The sequence below is a fragment of the Bisbaumannia salifodinae genome, from assembly GCF_055388505.1.
In genome coordinates this window covers 2095898-2114973 of the sequence record NZ_AP043781.1, presented here as the reverse complement: position 1 = coordinate 2114973, position 19076 = coordinate 2095898, and the positions used below count along the sequence as shown (strand labels likewise).

General features: G+C 68.2%; 18 protein-coding genes. 4 read left to right on the top strand and 14 right to left on the bottom strand.

Annotation, left to right across the window (positions count from 1 at the left end; genetic code table 11):
- Positions 1-11 precede the first annotated feature (11 nt).
- Positions 12-575 (top strand): acyl carrier protein phosphodiesterase, encoded by a 564-nt coding sequence (locus ACZ5EF_RS09575; protein WP_346062383.1) that lies wholly within the window; start codon positions 12-14, stop codon positions 573-575.
- A gap of 11 nt (positions 576-586) precedes the next feature.
- Here the strand turns inward: ACZ5EF_RS09575 and ACZ5EF_RS09570 are convergent, their stop codons facing one another.
- The 11 genes from ACZ5EF_RS09570 to ACZ5EF_RS09520 all read right to left on the bottom strand — a co-directional run bounded on the left by ACZ5EF_RS09570 (position 587) and on the right by ACZ5EF_RS09520 (position 11046).
- Positions 587-1798 carry a molybdopterin molybdotransferase MoeA gene (locus ACZ5EF_RS09570; RefSeq protein ID WP_346062384.1) on the bottom strand — a complete coding sequence of 404 codons (1212 nt, stop codon included), beginning with the start codon at positions 1796-1798 and terminating at the stop codon, positions 587-589.
- Positions 1799-1875: 77 nt separating this feature from the next.
- Entirely contained in the window at positions 1876-2406 is a 531-nt protein-coding gene (gene moaB / locus ACZ5EF_RS09565; RefSeq protein WP_273668228.1) for a molybdenum cofactor biosynthesis protein B, read from the bottom strand.
- Entirely contained in the window at positions 2403-2723 is a 321-nt protein-coding gene (locus tag ACZ5EF_RS09560; RefSeq protein ID WP_346062385.1) for a DUF1244 domain-containing protein, read from the bottom strand. The genes moaB and ACZ5EF_RS09560 overlap by 4 nt, the downstream gene beginning before the upstream one ends.
- 89 nt (positions 2724-2812) lie before the next feature.
- Entirely contained in the window at positions 2813-3865 is a 1053-nt protein-coding gene (locus ACZ5EF_RS09555; protein WP_346062386.1) for a formate dehydrogenase subunit gamma, read from the bottom strand.
- A gap of 11 nt (positions 3866-3876) precedes the next feature.
- Positions 3877-4491 (bottom strand): formate dehydrogenase FDH3 subunit beta, encoded by a 615-nt coding sequence (fdh3B, locus tag ACZ5EF_RS09550; RefSeq protein ID WP_146801857.1) that lies wholly within the window; start codon positions 4489-4491, stop codon positions 3877-3879.
- Between the two features lie 24 nt (positions 4492-4515).
- A complete protein-coding gene (locus tag ACZ5EF_RS09545; RefSeq protein ID WP_346062387.1) occupies positions 4516-7374 on the bottom strand; it encodes a molybdopterin-dependent oxidoreductase in 2859 nt (952 codons plus the stop codon).
- A gap of 13 nt (positions 7375-7387) precedes the next feature.
- A complete protein-coding gene (locus tag ACZ5EF_RS09540; RefSeq protein WP_346062388.1) occupies positions 7388-7603 on the bottom strand; it encodes a twin-arginine translocation signal domain-containing protein in 216 nt (71 codons plus the stop codon).
- The gene (locus ACZ5EF_RS09535) at positions 7600-8253 is read right to left on the bottom strand and encodes a TorD/DmsD family molecular chaperone (RefSeq protein WP_346062389.1); all 654 of its coding nucleotides are present in this window, start codon (positions 8251-8253) and stop codon (positions 7600-7602) included. The genes ACZ5EF_RS09540 and ACZ5EF_RS09535 overlap by 4 nt, the downstream gene beginning before the upstream one ends.
- A gap of 4 nt (positions 8254-8257) precedes the next feature.
- A complete protein-coding gene (locus tag ACZ5EF_RS09530) occupies positions 8258-9940 on the bottom strand; it encodes a 4Fe-4S dicluster domain-containing protein (RefSeq protein WP_346062390.1) in 1683 nt (560 codons plus the stop codon).
- Positions 9941-10096: 156 nt separating this feature from the next.
- Positions 10097-10603: a DUF3306 domain-containing protein gene (locus tag ACZ5EF_RS09525; RefSeq protein WP_346062391.1), complete on the bottom strand. Its 507-nt coding sequence runs from the start codon at positions 10601-10603 to the stop codon at positions 10097-10099.
- Between the two features lie 11 nt (positions 10604-10614).
- On the bottom strand, positions 10615-11046 hold the full coding sequence (locus ACZ5EF_RS09520) for a DUF3305 domain-containing protein (RefSeq protein WP_346062392.1): 432 nt from the start codon (positions 11044-11046) through the stop codon (positions 10615-10617).
- A 93-nt stretch (positions 11047-11139) separates the two neighbouring features.
- On the opposite strand from ACZ5EF_RS09520, the gene ACZ5EF_RS09515 reads away from it, so the two are divergent.
- Both ACZ5EF_RS09515 and ACZ5EF_RS09510 read left to right on the top strand, forming a co-directional pair.
- Positions 11140-11979 carry a formate dehydrogenase accessory sulfurtransferase FdhD gene (locus ACZ5EF_RS09515; protein WP_346062393.1) on the top strand — a complete coding sequence of 280 codons (840 nt, stop codon included), beginning with the start codon at positions 11140-11142 and terminating at the stop codon, positions 11977-11979.
- 213 nt (positions 11980-12192) lie between these two features.
- Positions 12193-13635, top strand: coding sequence for an APC family permease (locus ACZ5EF_RS09510; RefSeq protein WP_346062394.1), 1443 nt, complete (start codon positions 12193-12195; stop codon positions 13633-13635).
- A 76-nt stretch (positions 13636-13711) separates the two neighbouring features.
- Here ACZ5EF_RS09510 and ACZ5EF_RS09505 read toward each other — a convergent pair whose 3' ends face one another.
- Both ACZ5EF_RS09505 and ACZ5EF_RS09500 read right to left on the bottom strand, forming a co-directional pair.
- Positions 13712-14344, bottom strand: coding sequence for a helix-turn-helix domain-containing protein (locus tag ACZ5EF_RS09505; RefSeq protein ID WP_346062395.1), 633 nt, complete (start codon positions 14342-14344; stop codon positions 13712-13714).
- A gap of 112 nt (positions 14345-14456) precedes the next feature.
- Positions 14457-15392 (bottom strand): histone deacetylase family protein, encoded by a 936-nt coding sequence (locus tag ACZ5EF_RS09500; protein ID WP_346062396.1) that lies wholly within the window; start codon positions 15390-15392, stop codon positions 14457-14459.
- Positions 15393-15496: 104 nt separating this feature from the next.
- Here ACZ5EF_RS09500 and ACZ5EF_RS09495 point away from each other — a divergent pair, with 104 nt between their 5' ends.
- Positions 15497-18244, top strand: coding sequence for a bifunctional acetate--CoA ligase family protein/GNAT family N-acetyltransferase (locus ACZ5EF_RS09495; protein ID WP_346062397.1), 2748 nt, complete (start codon positions 15497-15499; stop codon positions 18242-18244).
- Positions 18245-18322: 78 nt separating this feature from the next.
- On the opposite strand, the gene pdxH is transcribed toward ACZ5EF_RS09495, so the two are convergent.
- On the bottom strand, positions 18323-18964 hold the full coding sequence (pdxH, locus tag ACZ5EF_RS09490) for a pyridoxamine 5'-phosphate oxidase (RefSeq protein WP_346062398.1): 642 nt from the start codon (positions 18962-18964) through the stop codon (positions 18323-18325).
- Between the last annotated feature and the right edge of the window lie 112 nt (positions 18965-19076).

Sequence of the window (19076 nt, the reverse complement as noted above, 5' to 3'; positions counted from 1 at the left end):
GGAGGCCCGCCATGAACTTTCTCGGTCATGCCTGGCTGGGTCATCGCGGCAGCGATGACTTCCTTTTCGGCAACCTGATCGCCGATGGGGTGAAGGGGCGTGATCTCGGCGCCTGGCCCGTGGCGGTGGCGGCGGGGATCCAGCACCATCGCCGCGTGGATGCGCGCATCGATGGCGACCCGGAGCTGCTGGCCCTGCGGCGCCGGAGTCCGGAGGGGCTGCGGCGCTATAGCGGCATCGCCCTGGACCTGATGTGGGATCACTTCCTGGCCCGGGACGGCCAGGGCGAGGCCAGCCATCGGGCGCTAGTGGCGCGCTGCTATGCGCTGCTGGAGGCGCGCCCGGCGCCGGCCCGCTTGGCGTCGATGATGCCGGTGCTGATCGACCAGGACTGGCTCAACGGCTATGCCGATCTTGCCTTTACCCAGCGTGCCCTGGAGGGTCTGGGGCGGCGCCTGCCACCGGGCAATCGGCTGGCCGAGTTGGCTCCCTGGCTGGAGGCGGAGTATCCCCACCTCGAGGCGGCCTTCTACCGTCTCTGGCCACGCCTGGAGCGGGAACTGGGTCGCCCCTGAGGTACTACCCCCTAGCTATCTTCCAGCAGCCATAGGCATTCGAGGCTATCGCCCGGTACCACCTCGCTATGGGCCGGCACCACGGCCAGGGCATTGGCCATCACGCAGGAGGAGAGCACCCCGGAATTCTGATCGGCGAAGGCCTCGGCCACCGGCCCCTCGGGGGTGAAGCGCAGGGTCACGCGCAGATAGTGGCGGCGCGCCTGGGTGCGGGTGGCGAACTCGGCCCGGGCCCAGACGCTGGTGAGGCGTTCCAGGGCGGGGCAGGCCAGCAGGGCGCCGAGCAGCGGACGCAGGAAGAGCCAGGCACCCACATAGCCGGAGACCGGGTTGCCGGGCAGGCCGACGAAGCGCGCCTCGCCGCCGTCCGGCCGGGGCAGGCGCCCCAGGGCCAGGGGCTTGCCGGGGCGCAGCGCCAGGCGCCACAGATCGAGTCGTCCCAGGGATTCCACCGCCGGCTTGACATGATCCTCCTCGCCGACGCTGACGCCGCCGGTGGTGATCACCAGGTCCGCCTGCTCGGCGGCCTCGATCAGCAGCCGTCGGGTGGCCTCGAGGTCGTCCGGCGCCTTGGCCAGGCGAACCAGTTCGCCGCCGAAGCGCTCGATCAGGCGTGTCAGCATGGGGCGATTGGAGTTGTAGAGCTGGCCCGGGGCCAGGGGCGTGCCGGGTTCGATCACCTCATCCCCGGCATTGATCAGGGCGACCCGGGGGCGGCGGCGGACCCGCACCTCGGTAATGCCCTGGCCGGCCAGGTGGCCCAGGGCCGCCGCCTCCAGGCGCAGGCCGGCGGGCAGCAGTTCGCTGCCGGCGCCGACATCGCGGCCGCGACGGCGAATATTGTCCCCCGGCGTCAGCTCGGCGGGCAGCCGGATGCCAGCCTCGGTCACTTCGGCCCGCTCCTGCATCACCACGCAGTCGGCGCCCTCGGGGACCTCACCGCCGGTAAAGATTCGCGCGCAACTACCGGGGGCCAGGGGCTCGGCGGGCTGGCCGGCGGCGATACGCTGGCTTACCGGCAGGCACTCGCCGGCATCCGCGATCCGCAGGGCATAGCCATCCATGGCGCTATTGTCGAAGCCGGGCACGTCCTGGCGTGCCAGTACCGGCTCGGCCAGCACTCGGCCCGCGGCTTCCGTCGTCGCGAGCGGCTCGCTTTCCAGGGGCGCGACGCCCTCCAGCAGTGCCGCCAGCGCCGCCTCGATCGGGGCCAGCTTAGCCATGGGTGCCTCTTCCGGGGATTACCAGGTTGGCCTGAAGTGGTAGAGAGTGGCATGGCTTGTGCCATCGCCGGGCGTGTTTAGCCATGGGTGCCCCGCTCCGGAATCACCAAGTTGGCGTAGTTGCATGGCTTATGCCGGCTATCCAGCTGTTCGGCGAGGATGCCGTCCCAGGCGGTGCGGCAGGCGCCGGTGGAGCCGGGCAGGCAGAACACCACGGTAGCATTGGCCAGCCCGCCCAGGCAGCGACTCTGGATGGTCGAGCTGCCCACCTCCCGGTAGGAGAGCTGGCGAAACAGCTCGCCGAAGCCCTCGATGCGCTTGTCGAGCAGCACGCCCACCGCCTCAGGGGTGGAGTCGCGGCCGGTGAAGCCGGTGCCGCCGGTGGTCAGCACCACCTGGACCTCGGGCTCGGCGATCCAGGCGGCCACCTGGGCGCGAATGCGGTAGACGTCGTCGGCGATGATGCGCTTCTCCACCAGTTGGTGGCCGGCGGCGGTGAGGCGCTCCACCAGGGCGTCGCCGCTGCGATCATCGGCCGCGGTGCGGGTGTCCGAGACGGTCAGCACGGCGATCCGCAGGGGCACGAAGGCGTCACGATCCTGGCTCATTGACCGGCTTCCTTCTTGGCCTGCTGGCGGGCCTCCAGGGCGGCCAGCTGCTCGGGAGTGGCAGGGGCCTGGTGCTTGTCCTTCCACTCGCCGTAGGGCATGCCGTAGACGTATTCCCGGGCCGCCTCGTAGTCGAGTTCGGCGCCGCGTTCCTCGGCGGCGGCCACCAGCCACTTGGAGAGGCAGTTGCGGCAGAAGTCGGCGAGGATCATCAGGTCGATGTTCTGGACCTCCTTGTGCTGGTCCAGATGCTTGAGCAGGTGGCGAAAGGCGGCGGCTTCCAGTTCGGTGCGGGTGGCATCGTCCAGGTGTTGCATGGGCTTGTCTCCTCGAGGAATTTTCACTCCAGCATACCAAAAGAGACCGCCGGCGGGCGGTCTCTTTTGCGTCTCTTTCGTGGGGCCATTCAGGTCGGTCGTTGGGGCAGGGTGCCATCTTCCGGAGGGGGAGCCTGGGCGGGAGCCGGTGGCGTCTCGGCGCTCTCCTTGACCTCCTCGTACCACAGGCTGTGGTGCTCCTTGGCCCAGCTCTCGTCCACGTAGCCGCTCTTCATGCCCTCGAAGGAGCCCTCGGTGCCCAGGGTGCCGATATAGATATGCCCCAGGGCCACGGCGGTGAGCCCCAGGGCGCCCAGGGCATGGATCAGGTTGGCCCACTGCATGGTGTCGCGGCCCTGGCCGAAGTTGGGGAAGTCGAGGACGAAGCCGCTGAGGATCACCGCCACCCCGGCGGTGGCCAGCAGCCAGTACCAGACCTTCTCGCCGGCGTTGGCGAAGCCCGCCTCCACGTGGCCCTTGCCGGTCAGGCCGCCGCCCTTCTTGAACCAGGTCAGGTCCTCGCGGCTGGGCAGGTTATGGCGCAGCAGCTTGAGCAGCAGCACGACCAGCAGGACGCCGAACAGCGGTCCCAGGTAGTTATGGGCCACCTTGGAGGCACTGACCATGGCGCCCCAGATGGCATCACCGAACAGCGGCCGGAACACGAACTTGCCGTAGAGCAGGTTGAGCCCGGAGAGGGCCAGCAGGATAAAGAGGGTGGCCACGCTCCAGTGCAGGGCTCGGGTCAGCACCGACCAGCGCAGCAACAGCCGTCCGGTGCGCGGCTCGTCCAGGGTCTTGCGACCCACCAGCAGGTAGAAGATGGCGATCATCAGGGCCATGCCGCCGATGGCGATCAGCCCGAAGGGGGAGACCCAGCGGTTGCGCCACTGGCGCCAGCCCTCGCCGCTGGCGTTGACCAGATTGTAGTTGGAGTCGGCGCGGCTATCGCGGAAGTTGGCGTCCACCTCACCGCTACGGACCAGCCGCCAGGTGTCGGGAGTCACCCCCACCACGGCGGTGGCGGTCTCCCGGTCCGCGGTCTCCTGGGCCAGGACCGCGGGGGCCAGCAGCAGGCCGAACGCCAGCACCAGGGTGACGGCGAGCCAGCCGGCGAGCCGGCCTGGATTGGCAATATGCATCACGGGCCTCCTTACCCTTGGCGGGTGGCGTCATAGGCCAGGTCATCGACGCTGGCCCGGGGGTTGTCCGACCAGGCGCCGTCGGGATGCCCGCGTTGCACCACCCGCTGGCGGAAGATATCCGCCACCGTCTGGGCATCGCCGGCGAGCAGCGCCTTGGTGGAGCACATCTCGGCGCACAGTGGCAGTTTGCCTTCGGCGATACGGTTGGCCCCGTACTTGGCGTACTCCTCCTCCGGGGAGTCGGCGGGCCCACCCGCGCAGAAGGTGCACTTGTCCATCTTGCCGCGCTCGCCGAAGGCCCCCTGCTGGGGGAACTGGGGAGCGCCGAAGGGGCAGGCATAGAGGCAGTAGCCGCAGCCGATGCACAGGTCCTTGTCGTGCAGGACGATGCCGTCCTCGGTGCGATAGAAGCAGTCGGTGGGGCAGACCGCCATGCAGGGGGCATCGTCGCAGTGCATGCAGGCCACCGAGATGGAGACCTCCTCGGGCAGGCCGTCATCGAGGGTGACCACCCGCCGCCGCTGGATGCCCCACTCGGTCTCGTTGGCGTTCTTGCAGGCGGTGACGCAGCCGTTGCACTCGATGCAGCGTTCCGCGTCGCACATGAATTTCATCTGAGCCATGGGAATCTCCTGTCACGCGGGCAATCAGCTGGCTTTCTCGATCCGACACAGGGTGCACTTGGTCTCCTGCATCTGGGTCACGCTGTCGTAGCCATAGGTGGTGGCGGTATTGGCCGCCTCGCCCAGCACATAGGGCGCGCTGCCCTCCGGGTAGCGGTCATGCAGGCTCTCGCCCTGGAACATCCCACCGAAGTGGAAGGGCATAAAGACCACCTCCCGGGCCACCCGCGGGGTCACCAGGGCCTGGACGCGCACCCGGCCTCCCTCGGCGCCCTCCACCCAGACCATGTCGCCGTCGGCGACCCCCAGGTCATTGGCCAGCGCCGGGTTGATCTCGACGAACATCTGCTGCTGCAGCTCGGCGAGCCAGGACATGGAGCGGGTCTCCTCGCCGCCGCCCTCGTACTCCACCAGGCGCCCCGAGGTCAGGATGATCGGGTAGCGGTCGGAGTTGTCGTTGTCCTGGATGCTCTTGTAGAGGGTCGGCAGCCGGTAGTGGGAGGCCACGTCGTCCCAGGTGGGGTAGTCCGCCACCAGGTCGCGACGACTGGTGTAGAGCGGCTCGCGATGCCTGGGGATGGGGTCCGGGAAGGTCCAGACGTTGCAGCGTGCCTTGGCGTTGCCGAAGGGCGCACACTCGTGGGCGATGGCCACCCGCTGGATGCCGCCGGAGAGGTCGGTCTTCCAGTTCTTGCCCTCGGCCTCGGCACGCTCCTCGGCGGTCAGCTCGTTCCACCAGCCCAGGTCCCTGAGCATCTGATCGGTGAACTCCGGGTAGCCGTCGTTGAGGTCCGAACCGCGGCTGAAGACCCCGTCGGCGAGGATATTCTCGCCGTTGTGCTCGATGCCGAAACGGGCGCGGAAGGTCAGCCCCCCCTCGGAGACCGGCTTGCTGGTGTCGTAGAGGATCGGCGTGCCGGGATGATTCATCTCGGCGGTGCCCCAGCAGGGCCAGGGCAGGCCATAGTAGTCGCCGTCGGCGGGGCCGCCCTCGGCGCGCAGTGTCCGGAAGCTGAAGGTGTGCCAGTTCTGCTGATGGGCCTTGAGGCGTTCCGGGCTCTGCCCGGTGTAGCCCACGGTCCACATGCCGCGGTTGAACTCCCGGGTGATGTCCTCGATCACCGGCTCGCTGCCCTCCACGCGGATATGCTTGAAGAGCTCCTCGGCGAAGCCCAGTTTGCGGGCCAGCAGGTACATGATCTCGTGATCGGGCTTGGACTCGAAGAGCGGCTCGATCACCCGATCCCGCCACTGAATGGAGCGGTTGGTGGCGGTGACGCTGCCGGTGGTCTCGAACTGGGTGGCCGCCGGCAGCAGGTAGACCCCGTCGCTGCGCCCGTGCATCACCGCAGCCACCGTGGGGTAGGGGTCGACGATGACCATCATCTCCAGCTGCTGCATGGCGCGCTGCATCTCGGGGCCGCGGGTCTGGGAGTTGACCGCATGACCCCAGTAGAACATCGCCTTGAGCCGGGTGCGCTGGGAGATCGCCTCTTCCTCCTCGAGCACCCCGTCGACCCAGCGCGACACCGTGATGCCGTTGGTATGCATGGGCTGGCCGTCGGCGTACTCGGCCTGGTCGAAGCGACTCCGGAGCCACTCCAGGTCGAGGTCCCAGACCCGGGCCCAGTGGGCCCAGGCGCCCTCGGCGAGGCCGTAATAGCCGGGCAATGAGTGGGACATCAGGCCCAGGTCGGTGGCGCCCTGGACGTTGTCGTGGCCACGGAAGATATTGGCGCCGCCGCCGGAGACGCCGATATTGCCCAGCGCCAGCTCGAGGATGCAGTAGGCACGGGTGTTGTTGTTGCCGGTGGTGTGCTGGGTGCCGCCCATGCACCAGACCACGCAGCCGGGGCGGTTCTCGGCCAGGCGTTGGGCGGTGTCGCGCATCTGCGCCTCGGGGACCCCAGTGATGCGCTCCACCTCGGCCGGTGGGAAGTTGGCCACCTCGGCGCGTACCTCATCCATGGCGTAGACCCGCTGGCGGATATATTCGCGATCCTCCCAGCCGTTCTCGAAGATGTGCCACAGCAGGCCCCAGATAAAGGCCACGTCGGAGCCGGGGCGGATGCGCACATAGTGGTTGGCCTTGGCGGCGGTGCGGGTGAAGCGCGGGTCGACGACGATGATCTGTGCCTGGCTGCGCTCCTTGGCCAGCAGGATATGCTGCATGGCGACGGGATGCGCCTCGCTGGGGTTGGAGCCGATAAACAGGATGGAGCGGCTGTTCTGGATATCGTTGAGCGAGTTGGTCATCGCTCCGTAGCCCCAGGTGTTGGCCACCCCGGCCACGGTGGTGGAGTGGCAGATGCGTGCCTGGTGGTCGGTGTTGTTGGTGCCGGCCAGGGCGGCGAACTTGCGCATCAGGTAGGCCTGTTCGTTGCTGAACTTGGCCGAGCCCAGCCAGTAGATGCTGTCCGGGCCATGCTCCTCGGTGAGGGCCAGGACCCGGTCGCCGATCTCGTCGATGGCTTCCTCCCAGGAGAGGCGCTGCCACTCGCCGTCCACCAGCTTCATGGGGTACTTGAGGCGCCGCGTGGAGTGGCCATGCTGGCGCAGGGAGGCGCCCTTGGCGCAGTGGGCGCCGCGGCTGATGGGGTGGTCGAAGGCCGGTTCCTGGCCGGTCCAGACCCCTTCCTGGACCTCGGCATAGACGCCGCAGCCCACCGAGCAGTGGGAGCAGATGGTGCGCCGGGTCTCGATGGGGGCGTCCGAATAGGGCGTGCGCTCGGCGGCATCGACGCGGCGCATCATGGGCGCGCCCATCAGGCCGGCGGCGGCCAGGCCGCCGGTGGTCGCGCCGCTGCGCTTGAGGAACTGGCGCCGGGAGATACCGAGGCCGGCGCCGGCCTCGGGGGTCGCGTGCTTGGGCGTCAAACGCATGGTGGCTTCCTCCTCAGTCCCGCAGGGTGGCGTAGTAGGCGCGGATATGCTCGCTCTCGTGGTAGCGGCGCGGTGCCTCATCGGTGCGCGGCGAGGCGCTCTCGGCCTGGACCAGGGAGACATGGCCGAGGCCGGCGACCGCGGAGGCCGCGGCGGTGCCGGCGCCGAGGGTCTTGAGGAACTGCCGGCGCCGGGGGTTCACGGGGGTGTCGGATCGCTGCTGAGTCATGATTTGGCCTCACTCTGGTGGTGGGATGACCGGGGGGCGTTGGCCCAGCGCAGGGCCTGGAGCTGGGCCGCCTGCTCGAGACGCGCCTGCTCATGGGCCATAAAGGCCAGGCCCAGCTCGGCGAGCCGGGCATAGAAGGGGGTGTCGACCCGGGCCAGGTCTTGCAGGCAGTCGCTGGCCCAGGGCGCCAGATGGCGCTCGAAGAAGGCCGGCGCCGCTTCGGGTTGTGACTCGGTAAGAATCGCCATGCACTCGAAGAGCGCCGCCAGATGATCCTCCGGGTCCGAGTTGTCGGCATGCCGGGCGATGCCCAGCCGCTTGAGGTCGCGACGCAGGCTGACCAGCGCCTCGTCCATCAGCTCTCCCTGGCGATACCAGGAGGCGTAGGGCACCACCTCGCCCTGGATCACGCCGATCAGGTGACGAAAGTGGGCCCGTTCCAGGGCCGTCGGCTGCGCCTGCCGGGCGGCCGCGGCGAGGCCGTCCCAGGCCCGTCCCAGGGGGCCGCCATCCTCCGCCTGCAGTTCGCCCAGCCAGTCGAGCAGCTCGCCGTTCGGGGCCTGGCGCAGTAGCCGGGCCAGCAGGCGATAGATCTCGGCGTGAAGGGCCGATTCCTCGTCGGCGGGGTTCGCGGTCGTGGTCTCTGTCATGGCGTCATACCTTGAGTTGCGCTTCGGGATCCCGGGCCAGCGACCGCCAGACATCCCGGACGCGACAGTCTTCGCACATTTCCAGGCGTCGGGCGGCTTCGCCGGAAAAATAGGGGTGGGCGGCGAGCTTGCCCTTGATGGCCTCGATGGTGGCGGCACTGGCGAAGGCCTTGCCGCAGCCGATGCAGTGGAAGGGGGCGGCCTCGTGAAGCGTGCGCTGCTCGCTGCGCTCGGGGGCGGCCAGGAAACCGGGCTCCAGGGCGATGGCCTGCTCCGGGCAGGTCGCCTCGCACAGGCCGCACTGCACGCAGTCCGCCTCGCGCAGACTCAGCACCGGCCGCTCCCGGCCGGCGGCCAGGGCCGGGGTGGGGCAGGCGGAGACGCAGGCCAGGCAGAGGGTGCAGCGCTGGCTATCCACCCGGATACCGCCATAGGCGGTGCCCCGGGGCAGCCCATGGCGGCCGCCATCGCTGCGGCCCTGGGCGGCCAGATGATCAAGCACGTGATTCAGGCGTTCGCGCTTGCCGGGCTCGTCGGGGGCCTCGCTCAGGGGGGCCAGGGCCGGGAGACGCGGCGGGGCATCCCGGGCCGCGGGATCCGCGTCGATGGCCCGGATTCGCTCGGGAGGCAGTCCCAGGGCCTCGAGCAGGCCGTGAGCCAGGGCGAGTTCGCCGTCCAGGAAGGTCCGAAGGCGCTCGGGCATCTCAGCCATGTACTGAATACGGACTTCCGCCGCCCCGAAGGCCAGGGCCGCCAGCCACTGATCATGGCCGGCGCTGCCGAGCTCCTCCAGGGGCAGGTCAATCAGCTGGCCGGCCACCCGGGCCTCGTCGGCGAGATCGGCCGCGGCGGCGAAGCGTACCACCGGGTCGCGGCCCCCCGCCTGGCGATAGTGCTCGAGCCAGGCGGCGAGGGTGTGCTGCAACTGGTGATCCTCCGGCAGACGGTAGCGGATGGCGCCGGTGGGGCAGGCGCTGGTGCAGCTGCCCACGCCATGGCAGCGAAAGGGGTCAATCTCGACCCGGGCCTCGATGCGTCCCGGGTGGCTGGCGATGGCATCGGCGGGGCAGACCTCGAGGCAGCGGCTGCAGCCGCGCTTGCCCTGGGCGTCATGGGCGCAGAGGCTAGCCTCGATCTCGAAGTAGCGGGGCTTGTCGAACTCGCCCACCAGGGCCGCCCAGTCGGCCAGGGCCGAGGCCTCGAGGGGCTCGCCACGGCTGGCCAGGTAGCCCGGCGGCGGCAGTTCCAGGTCGAGCCGCGGGCGGCTGTCCAGGTCGAGGACCAGGTCGAAGTGGTCGCGCCCGGCCAGGGCCCGGGCCAGGTCGAGCCACTCGCCTCCCCGCTTCAGGCCGACGCGGAAGCGTCCCAGGTAGCCCTCGAGGGTCAGGGCCTCGGCCTCGCCGCGATTCAGGGAATGGCTGGGCAGGGCCCGGGTCCGGCTCAGCAGCTCGTCGGCCTCCTCGCCGTCGATGGCCTCGGTAAACAGCAGGGTCAGGGAGGCCAGCCCGAGATTTTCCAACGCCACGGCGGCGCGGCGTGTATCGGCTTCGTTGCCGATCAGCAGGGCATGGCCGGCGCTGGCATAGGTGACGCTGCTTGGCGCCAGGTTGCGAGGCCAGGAGACGCGGCGATAGGCGCTCTCCCGGGCCAGACGGTTACGGTCGTCGGCCGCTAGCGATGGGGTCATGGTTTCTCACGGTCCTAGTCACGGTCTTTAGTCACGGTCCTACTTCACGGCCCTAGTTTGTGACGTTGCCGGGGCCGTCGCGGCCGGGCCTGCCTCTCGGGCTTATTTTTTTATCGCTAATGAATGAGTGTGGTCGGTTCTGGGTATCTCGCCAGATCATCCTTGGTCTAATGTTTTCGCCGGTGGGGGCGCGTCCGGCCCGATAGCCTCCGTCGTCGGCGCCTCGGGTGAGGAAGCCGGTGGCGACTGCTCGTCGTCTTGGCGAGGGTCGGCTTCGCCCTCTGCCTCGGTGGACAGGTTGTCCTCGGCCGGCGCTTCCGCGGGGCGGGTCCAGCGCCGCAGGCGCTCGGCCAGTTCGCCGGCCAGCGGCTGCAGGCGCCGATAGTCGTCGTCGTAGTCATCCAGGCCGTCGCGCACGCCATACTGGTCGCCGGCGAAGAGGCGGCGCAGGGCGCGGCGGCGCAGGGCCTCGCCGACGCCGCTGGCCATAAAGGCGGAGATCTCGCTGCCCGGCGCCAGGTCGTCGGGGTCGGGCAGGGCGTCATCGGCGGCTGGTGTCGCCGATATCTCGACGTCGGCCTCGTCGACGGGCGGCGGGGCCGGGGCTTCCTCGGCCTGAGAGGCTTCACGCTTGCGCTCGGACCAGTGGGACAGGCGACTCATGGCTATCTCCCTCATGGTTGCAGCTCCCGGGCGCGACCGGCGCCCTGGCGTTTTTTCTTGCGGCCCTCCGGGGGCGCCTCGCCGTGGCGGGCCAGATAGGCCTCGATCCAGGCCTGGATGGCCAGCGGCATGGCCACCTCGAGAACGCATTGCTCGCCGTCCATCCAGGCCGCCGCCACCTCCTGGCTGGCGGTGATGGCGCTGGGTTGGGGCTCAGGCGTATCGCTGTCACCGGCGCGCAGGAAGAGTCGAGGGGCGGCGGAGGCCAGGTTGAAGCGGTAGGCGGCGCGCTCGGTCATCAGCAGCTGCAGCGTCAGGCAACAGGGGCCGGCCTCGCCCGGCGTCAGGTCGACGATTTTCCAGCGCAGGCGGGTAAAGCCCTTGATGGTGACGGGGACGCTCGACAGGTCGAAACTGAGGGAGCAGGATGTGGTGGCTGGCATGGGGCGCTCTTGTCGGCTTGACTCCCCTGCAGTAAAGACAGTCCCGGCCGAGACTGCCATGATCGGGGTCAACGATTGATTAAGGAGTTGCGAATGCTTGCCTTGCCGCGTACCCATGCCCGGCTGCCGGCTACCCTGGAGATCGAGGTCGTCGATGAGTATGGCGAGCCCCGACGCCAGGCGATCGCCGCCGAGCGGGCCCTGACGGTCTACCTCAACAAGCGCGAGATCGTCACCCTGATGACCCTGGGGGCCGACCCGGAGGCCCTGGTGGTGGGCTACCTGCGCAATCAGGGCCTGGTGGCGGCCCGGGAAGACCTGGTTCAGGTGGCGGTGGATTGGGAGGTGGAGTCCGCCGCCGTGGTCACCCGCCACCCGCCCGAGGACCTGGAGGCACGCTTGGCCACGCGTACCGTGACCACCGGCTGCGGCCAGGGCACCGTCTTTGGGCGGCTGCTGGAGAGCATTCCCCCGACGCCGCCGGCCACCCGGTTAAGTCAGTCGGTGCTCTATCGGTTGCTGGATAACCTGGGCGCCTATAACGAGACCTATCGCAGCGCCGGGGCCGTGCATGGTTGTGCCCTGTGCCGCCAGGAGGTGGTGCTCGATTTCGTCGAGGACGTGGGGCGCCACAATGCGGTGGATACCCTGGCCGGGCGCCAGTGGCTGGAAGAGGCGGAGTCGACGGCGGCGGATATCTTCTATACCACCGGACGCCTGACCTCGGAGATGGTGCTCAAGGTGGCCCAGATGGGCATCGGCGTACTGGTCTCCCGTTCCGGGGTCACCCAGAAGGGGGTGGAGCTGGCCAGCCGCTTCGGGGTGCTGCTGATCGCCCGGGCCAAGGGCAAGCACTTCCAGGCCATCCATGCCGGCGAGCGGCTGGTGCTGGATGCCATGCCGGCGCGTCGCCCCGGGGATCGCCGCCGCTGATTCCTGCTGGTGCAGTTGTTTGATTTTCTGCACGATTCTGGTGCGGTGTCCAACCGCACTCATGCTGCTTTTCTTCGCGAGCCCCAGGAATTATCCGGGGCGCTTGTGTCCACCTTGCCTGTCAATTATCTTTGTCGCGCGTGGCATATAAGATACAAAAGTGTCGATAAAATGGCATTTTTTACGATAATTCAAATCTTGAGGCAGACACCCATGACGGACTCACCCTCCGCAACTCAATTGACGCGTGTGCTGGCACGCAAGGATGTGTTGGCGCTGGCCTTCGGCGCCATGATCGGCTGGGGCTGGATCGTGATGACCGGCAGCTGGATACAGTCCGCCGGCAGCCTCGGCGCCATCACCGCCTTTATCCTCGGCGGTATCGCCATCGTGCTGGTGGGCCTGACCTATGCCGAGCTGGCCTCGGCCATGCCCCAGGTAGGCGGTGAGCATGTCTACAGCTATCGGGCCCTCGGCCACTTCGCCTCCTTCTTCTGCACCTGGGCCATTGCCCTGGGGTATGTGAGCGTGGTGGCCTTCGAGGCGGTGGCGCTGCCCACCGTGGTGGAGCACCTCTTCCCCGGCTATGCGGTGGGCCATCTGTGGTCCATCGCCGGCTGGGACGTTCAGGCCACCTGGGTGGTGGTGGGCGTCGCCGGTTCCGTGGCGATGATGGCGATCAACTATGTGGGCATCCGCACCGCGGCCCTGGTGCAGAAGGTGGTGACCCTGTTGATCCTGGTGGTGGGCATCATGTTTATCACCGGGGCGCTATTCGAGGGCGAACGGGCGACCATGGAACCGCTGTTCAATACCTCCGAGGGGGTGATGGGCGGCATCATGCTGGTACTGATCATGGTGCCCTTCATGTTCGTCGGCTTCGACGTCATTCCCCAGGCCGCCGAGGAGATCAACCTGCCGTTCCGGGAGATCGGCCGGGTACTGATGGTCTCGGTGATCATGGCGGTGTTCTGGTATGCGCTGATCATCCTCGGCACTTCCCTGATGCTGGATGCCGAGGCGCTGGGGGCCAGCTCCCTGGCGGTGCCCGATGCCATGCAGGCGGTGTTCCGGGCTCCCTGGGCGGGTAACCTGATGGTGCTGGCGGGGATCGCCGGGATCATCACCAGTTGGAATGCCTTCTACGTTGGTGGCTCCCGGGCCATCTACGCCCTGGCCCACTCGGGCATGTTGCCGGCCTTCCTGGCCAAGCTGCACCCCAAGCACCGCACCCCCACCAATGCCATCCTGCTGATGGGGCTGCTCTCCTGTCTGGCGCCTTTCTTCGGGCGTCCGGCCCTGGTCTGGCTGGTGGTCGCCGGTGGCCTGGGGATCGTGATCGCCTACCTCTTCGTGTCGCTCTCCTTCGTGATGCTGCGCATCAAGGCACCGGAGATGGAGCGCCCCTTCAAGGTGCGCCAGGGCATGGTGGTGGGCGTGATCGCCGTGTTGCTCTCCCTGGGCCTGATCGCCCTCTATCTGCCGGGTAGCCCGGCGGCGTTGGCGCCGGCGGAGTGGGTCCTGTTTCTGGGGTGGATGGGCCTCGGCCTGGTGCTCTATGCCTGGTCCCGGGCGCGCTATGGCGTGGCCTTCAGCGACAAAATGATGTACCGCGAGCTGGCCGGCACCGAGGCCGAGGCCCATCCCGGGCGCTGAGTGACAGCCGACACCATGCAAAAGGCCCCGTTATGGGGCCTTTTTTGTTGCTCTCGGGGGCGTTGGGACTAGTCCGTCAGACCACATCGCCTCGGGTACAGACCGAGAGCACCACGGCGTCTTCTTCACTCACCGAGATCAGCGCATGGCCCATGTCGCTGTCGAAGTAGATGCTGTCGCCGCGCTCCAGGCGCAGCGGCTCATAGAACTCGGTGTAGAGCAGGATCGCCCCCTCTAGGACGATCAGGAATTCCTCGCCGTCATGGCGCACCCACTCGTTGAACTCCTCGAAGTGGCGGGCCCGCACGATGGTCTTGAAGGGGATCATGCGCTTCTGGGCCAGCTGCCAGGAGAGCAGCTCGTGCTCGTAGGTGGGGGTGGGATGGAGCTGCCCCTCGCCGACCCGGGTCAGGTCGCGCCGCCCCAGGGTGCGCTGCTGGGCCTTGGGGGGGCTGAGCAACTGGGGCAGGTCGATATCCAGGCCGGTGATCAGTTTCTGCACCGCGCTGAAGGTGGGCGAGATCTGGTCGTTCTCGATCTTCGACAGGGTCGAGCGGGCCAGGCCGGTACGCTGGCTGACGTCGTCCAGGGTCCAGTGATTGGCGAGACGGATCTCCTTGAGCCGCTCGCCGAGTCGCAGCGGCTCGACGAAGGCCTTGCGTCCCGAGGCGATACGCAGGGCGGCAGCCTGATCGGTGGTGGCGGTCATAAGGTTCACTATCGGAAAAATATTTCCTCAAAGCGTACCATAGAACACCGGCCGCCGTGGGGCGGCGCCTGTCCCACGGCGACACCGGGATAGGCAGCGGCGTCAGCGTGGTTCAGCCCTCGAAGGGCAGTCCCAGCAGTGCCCGCACATGGGCCCCGGCGCTGCGTCCCAGGGACTCCAGGTCATAGCCTCCCTCCAGCACCGAGACCAGGCGGTTGTCGGCGAAGCGCGCGGCGATCTCCAGGGCGAAGCGAGTGACCCAGTCATAGTCGGCCTCGGTGAGGCAGAGCTCCGCCAGGGGATCGTCCCGATGGCCATCGAAGCCCGCCGAGACCAGCACCAGCTCCGGGCGGAAGGCCTCCAGGGCCGGCCGCCAGTCGCGCTCGATGGCCTCGCGGAAGACGGCGCCGTCGCTGCCGGCGGGCAGCGGCGTATTGATCACATTGGTGAACTCCGCCTTGAGGTAGCGCCAGGGGTACAGCGGGTATTGGTAGCTGGAGCAGACCAGCACCCCGGGGTCGTCCTTGAAGATGTCCACGGTGCCGTTGCCCTGGTGGACGTCGAAGTCGAGGATGGCGATGCGGCTGGCGCCATACTGGGCCCGGGCATGGGCGGCCCCCACCGCCACGTTATTGAAGAAACAGAAGCCCATGGCTTCGCTGGCCTCGGCGTGGTGTCCCGGCGGGCGCACCGCACAGAAGACGTTGTCGGCCTGCCGGCGGTAGACCTGGTCGACGCCGCGGATCACCGCCCCGGCGGCGACCCGGGCCGCGTCCAGGCTAGCGGGGTTCATCAGGGTGTCGCCGTCCAGGGAGATCAAGCCATGCTCGGGGACGCACTTGATCAGCGACTGGATATGGCGCCGTGGATGCACCCGTTCCAGTTGCTCGTCGCTGGCCGGCTTGGCCTCGGACTGCATGGTCTGCTGGAGCAGGCCGGCCAGCGACAGGCGGGCACGGATCGCCTCCAGGCGCAGCGGGCTCTCGGGATGCTCCGGCCCCATATGGTGGTCGAGGCAGCGGGGGTGGGTGATATAGGCGGTGATCATGGCAGGCTCCAGGCGCGTCGCCACGACCTTAAACGCTGGTTGGCCTTGCATGACAGTGCCAATAAGTCGTACACAGGGAGCGGACAGTCGCGGGGGAGTCGCCGGTGAGCACACGTTTTCTCAGACATTTCTTCGAACCGCGTAGCCTGGCGGTGGTGGGGGCCTCGGAGAAGCCCCACTCCATGGGCGGGCTGGTGATCCGCAACCTCCAGGAGGGCGGCTTCCGCGGCCCCATCTGGGCGGTCAACCGCAAGGGCTACGAGAGCGTTCATGGCCAGCCCTGCGTGACCCGGGTCGACGACCTGCCGGAGGTGCCCGACCTGGCGGTCGTCTGTACCCCGGTGGCCACCCTGCCCAAGCTGATCAAGCGCCTGGGCGCCTTCGGTGTCAAGGCGGCCCTGGTGCTCTCGGGGGGCTCCCACCTCGATGATAGCGCCGACGGCGAGGGCTCGATCCGCACCCGCATGCTGGCGGCGGCACGCCCCTCGGGAATTCGTATCCTGGGCCCGGAGTGCATGGGCATCGTGGTGCCGGGACGGCGGCTCAACGCCACCTATGCCGGTCAACCGGTCAAGGCGGGCAAGGTCGCCTACCTGGGCCAGTCCGGGATGCTGGGCAACGCCATGATCGACTGGGCGGCGGGGCGTGGCATCGGCTTCTCGCATCTGGTGACCCTGGGCGACAGCGTCGATGTACTGCTCCCCGACCTGATCGACTATATCAACCAGTACGCCCCGTCCCAGGCGCTGCTGCTGCATCTGGAGCGCATCCACGATGCCCAGCACTTCATGACCGCGCTGCGCGAGGCGTCGCGCCATCGCCTGGTGTTGGCCATCAAGAGTGGGCGCACTAGCGCCTCGGACCTCTCCAATCTGCCACCCACCCCGGGGGTGGCCAATCGCGACGTGATCTTCGATGCCGCCCTGGCGCGGGCCGGGGTGGTGCGGGTCAATGACTCCGACGAGCTCTTCGATGCCCTGGAGACCCTGTCGAGGATGAAGCCCCTGCGCGGCGATCGCCTGGCCATCGTCGCCAACGGCCTGGGGCCGGCGATGCTGGCCATCGATAAGCTGGTCAGCGCCGGCGGGCGCCTGGCGGAGTTCACCGACGCGACCCGGGAGGCGCTGCAGGCGGCGGACTTCGACATGACCCTGCCGGGCCGCAACCCGGTGGACCTGGGCAGCGATGCCACCCCCGAGCGGCTGGTGGAGGCGCTGGCGCTGGTGGCCGCCGATGCCAACGTGGACGCCGTGCTGGTGGTGCATGCGCCGACCCGGCTGGCGCCGGCCAGGGCCACCGCCGAGGCGATCATCGCCAACCGCAGGCGCTTCCGGCGCAACCTGCTGACCAGTTGGATGGGCCTGGAGGAGGCCATGGCGGCGCGCCATGAGTTCCACCTGGCCGGGTTGCCCACCTATATGTCGCCGGAGAAGGCGGTCAAGGCCTTTATGCATATGGTCGATTACCAGCGGGTCCAGGCGCTGCTCCAGGAGACCCCGCCGAGCCTGCCCTTTACCACGGCCGCCGAGAGTCGCGACCGCTGTCGCGCCCTGATCGACCGGGCCTGGGAGGCGGGCCGCCGGCGCCTGACCCATAGCGAGACCGCCCGGGTGTTGGCCGCCTACGGGATCGCGTCGGCGCCGTCCCGTTACCCCGTTACGCCGGAGGAGGGGGAGTCGGCGGCCGCCGAGCTGGAAGGGCCCCTGGCCTTGAAGGTGGTGCACGATCATAACTGCACGCCCTTTCGTTACCGGCGCCATCCCCACAAGCTCTCGGCGGGGCTGCTCCAGGACCTGGAGAGCCCCGCCCAGGTGGCCGAGGGGATGCGCCGGCTGGCCGACAAGGTGGCGGAGAAGTTTCCCGACAGCCCCATCCAGGAGTTCTGCCTGCAGCCCATGCAACGCGGCAAGCACTCCCTGCAGCTGTGCGCCGGCATCACCCGGGATCCGGTGTTCGGCCCGGTGGTCCTGTTCGGTATCGGTGGCTACAAGGTCAATGTGCTGGCGGATCGCCAGGTGGCGTTGCCGCCGCTCAATATCACCCTGGCCGACGACCTGATCCAGCGCACCCATGCCGCCAAGCTGATTCGCGAACACTCCCGGGACCCGGAGCGTGACCTGGAGCGGCTGCGCCGCCTGCTGGTGCAGCTCTCCCAGCTGGCCGCCGACCTGCCGCGGCTGCAGGGGCTGGAGATCAATCCCCTGGTGCTCAATCGCGACGGCATGGTGGCGGTGGACTTCGCCATGGACCTGGGGTCGCCGGGGCGCCATGCCATCATGCCCTACCCGGAGGAACTCCGGGAGTGGCTGACCCTGCCCAACGGCATGCAGGTGGAGGTGCGGCCGATCCGTGCCGAGGATGCGCCGCTGATCACCGGCTTCCATACCCGGCTCTCCGAGGAGAGCATTCGCTTTCGCTATTTCCACAACAAGGCGTCGCTGACCCAGCGCGACCTCTCGATGCTGGCGCATATCAACTACGACCGGCAGATGGCCTTTATCGCCGAGCGTCACGGCGAGGAGGGCGACAAGGAGATGCTGGGCGTGGTGCGGGTATGGAACGACCCGGACAACATTCGCACCGAGTTCTCCATCATCATCCGCGACGACCTCCAGGGCCAGGGCCTGGGCAGCCTGCTGATGAATAAGATGATCCGCTACTGCAAGGGGGTGGGCACCCTGGAGATGGTGGGCCAGATCATGGTGGACAATCACCCCATGCGGGCGCTGATGAAGCACCTGGGGTTCCGGCTGCGCTACAACATGGAGGAGCAGGTGGTGGATGCCACCCTGCGGCTCAACGAGCCGAGCAGCGAATGGCAGCGTCACCGCCTCGATAGCCAGCCGGACTGACGCCGGGCGGGTGACCCCGACCTGGAAATGCCGACGGCCACCCACTCTGGGGTGGCCGTCGTTGGTATCACGGTCCCCTTAGGGGGCCAGGCGCACCTTGCTCCACTGCGCGTCGCGCAGGCTGTAGCGAATCCGGTCATGCAATCGACTGGGCTGACCCTGCCAGAACTCGATCATCTCGGGGATCACCCGGTAGCCACCCCAGTTGGCCGGACGCATTACCGGTTGGCCGTCATAGGCCTGTTCGAAGCGGTTCTGGCGCTCTGCCAGCCAGTCGCGATCGGGAATCTCCACGCTCTGGGTGGCGATCCAGGCGCCCAACTGGCTGCCCCGGGGGCGGCTGGCGAAGTAGTGATCCGACTCTTCCGGACTGACCTGGCTGACCGGCCCCTCGATGCGCACCTGGCGATCCAGCTTGGGCCACCAGAAGACCAGGGCGGCGTGGGGCACATTGGCCAGCTCGCTGCCCTTGTGGCTGTGGTAGTTGGTGTAGAAGCACAGTCCCTTGTCGTCGATGCCCTTGAGCAGCACGATGCGGGCATGGGGCAACCCCTGGCTGTCCACCGTGGCCAGGGTCATGGCGTTGCCGTCATCCCCCTCGGTCTCGAGCGCTAGGGCCAGCCACTCCTCGAACAGCGTCATCGGCGCTTCGGGGGTCGAGTCGGTATCCAGGCGCCCCCCTTCGTAGTCGCGGCGGATATCGGCGATATTGCGTGTCATGGCGTTCTCCTTGAAGTCGTTCATGGGGTTGCCGGTTGTCGAGGCGAGCTCAACAGCCGCCGATGTCGTTCAGGGGTTGCCCCTATCTTAAGGGCTCGAGGCGAGCTCAACA

Excerpts from the sequence above, each read along its gene's own strand:
- ACZ5EF_RS09575 (WP_346062383.1), top strand. The coding sequence starts at position 12 with ATGAACTTTCTCGGTCATGCCTGGCTGGGTCATCGCGGCAGCGATGAC.
- ACZ5EF_RS09570 (WP_346062384.1), bottom strand. The coding sequence starts at position 1,798 with ATGGCTAAGCTGGCCCCGATCGAGGCGGCGCTGGCGGCACTGCTGGAG.
- moaB (WP_273668228.1), bottom strand. The coding sequence starts at position 2,406 with ATGAGCCAGGATCGTGACGCCTTCGTGCCCCTGCGGATCGCCGTGCTG.
- ACZ5EF_RS09560 (WP_346062385.1), bottom strand. The coding sequence starts at position 2,723 with ATGCAACACCTGGACGATGCCACCCGCACCGAACTGGAAGCCGCCGCC.
- ACZ5EF_RS09555 (WP_346062386.1), bottom strand. The coding sequence starts at position 3,865 with ATGCATATTGCCAATCCAGGCCGGCTCGCCGGCTGGCTCGCCGTCACC.
- fdh3B (WP_146801857.1), bottom strand. The coding sequence starts at position 4,491 with ATGGCTCAGATGAAATTCATGTGCGACGCGGAACGCTGCATCGAGTGC.
- ACZ5EF_RS09545 (WP_346062387.1), bottom strand. The coding sequence starts at position 7,374 with ATGCGTTTGACGCCCAAGCACGCGACCCCCGAGGCCGGCGCCGGCCTC.
- ACZ5EF_RS09540 (WP_346062388.1), bottom strand. The coding sequence starts at position 7,603 with ATGACTCAGCAGCGATCCGACACCCCCGTGAACCCCCGGCGCCGGCAG.
- ACZ5EF_RS09535 (WP_346062389.1), bottom strand. The coding sequence starts at position 8,253 with ATGACAGAGACCACGACCGCGAACCCCGCCGACGAGGAATCGGCCCTT.
- ACZ5EF_RS09530 (WP_346062390.1), bottom strand. The coding sequence starts at position 9,940 with ATGACCCCATCGCTAGCGGCCGACGACCGTAACCGTCTGGCCCGGGAG.
- ACZ5EF_RS09525 (WP_346062391.1), bottom strand. The coding sequence starts at position 10,603 with ATGAGTCGCCTGTCCCACTGGTCCGAGCGCAAGCGTGAAGCCTCTCAG.
- ACZ5EF_RS09520 (WP_346062392.1), bottom strand. The coding sequence starts at position 11,046 with ATGCCAGCCACCACATCCTGCTCCCTCAGTTTCGACCTGTCGAGCGTC.
- ACZ5EF_RS09515 (WP_346062393.1), top strand. The coding sequence starts at position 11,140 with ATGCTTGCCTTGCCGCGTACCCATGCCCGGCTGCCGGCTACCCTGGAG.
- ACZ5EF_RS09510 (WP_346062394.1), top strand. The coding sequence starts at position 12,193 with ATGACGGACTCACCCTCCGCAACTCAATTGACGCGTGTGCTGGCACGC.
- ACZ5EF_RS09505 (WP_346062395.1), bottom strand. The coding sequence starts at position 14,344 with ATGACCGCCACCACCGATCAGGCTGCCGCCCTGCGTATCGCCTCGGGA.
- ACZ5EF_RS09500 (WP_346062396.1), bottom strand. The coding sequence starts at position 15,392 with ATGATCACCGCCTATATCACCCACCCCCGCTGCCTCGACCACCATATG.
- pdxH (WP_346062398.1), bottom strand. The coding sequence starts at position 18,964 with ATGACACGCAATATCGCCGATATCCGCCGCGACTACGAAGGGGGGCGC.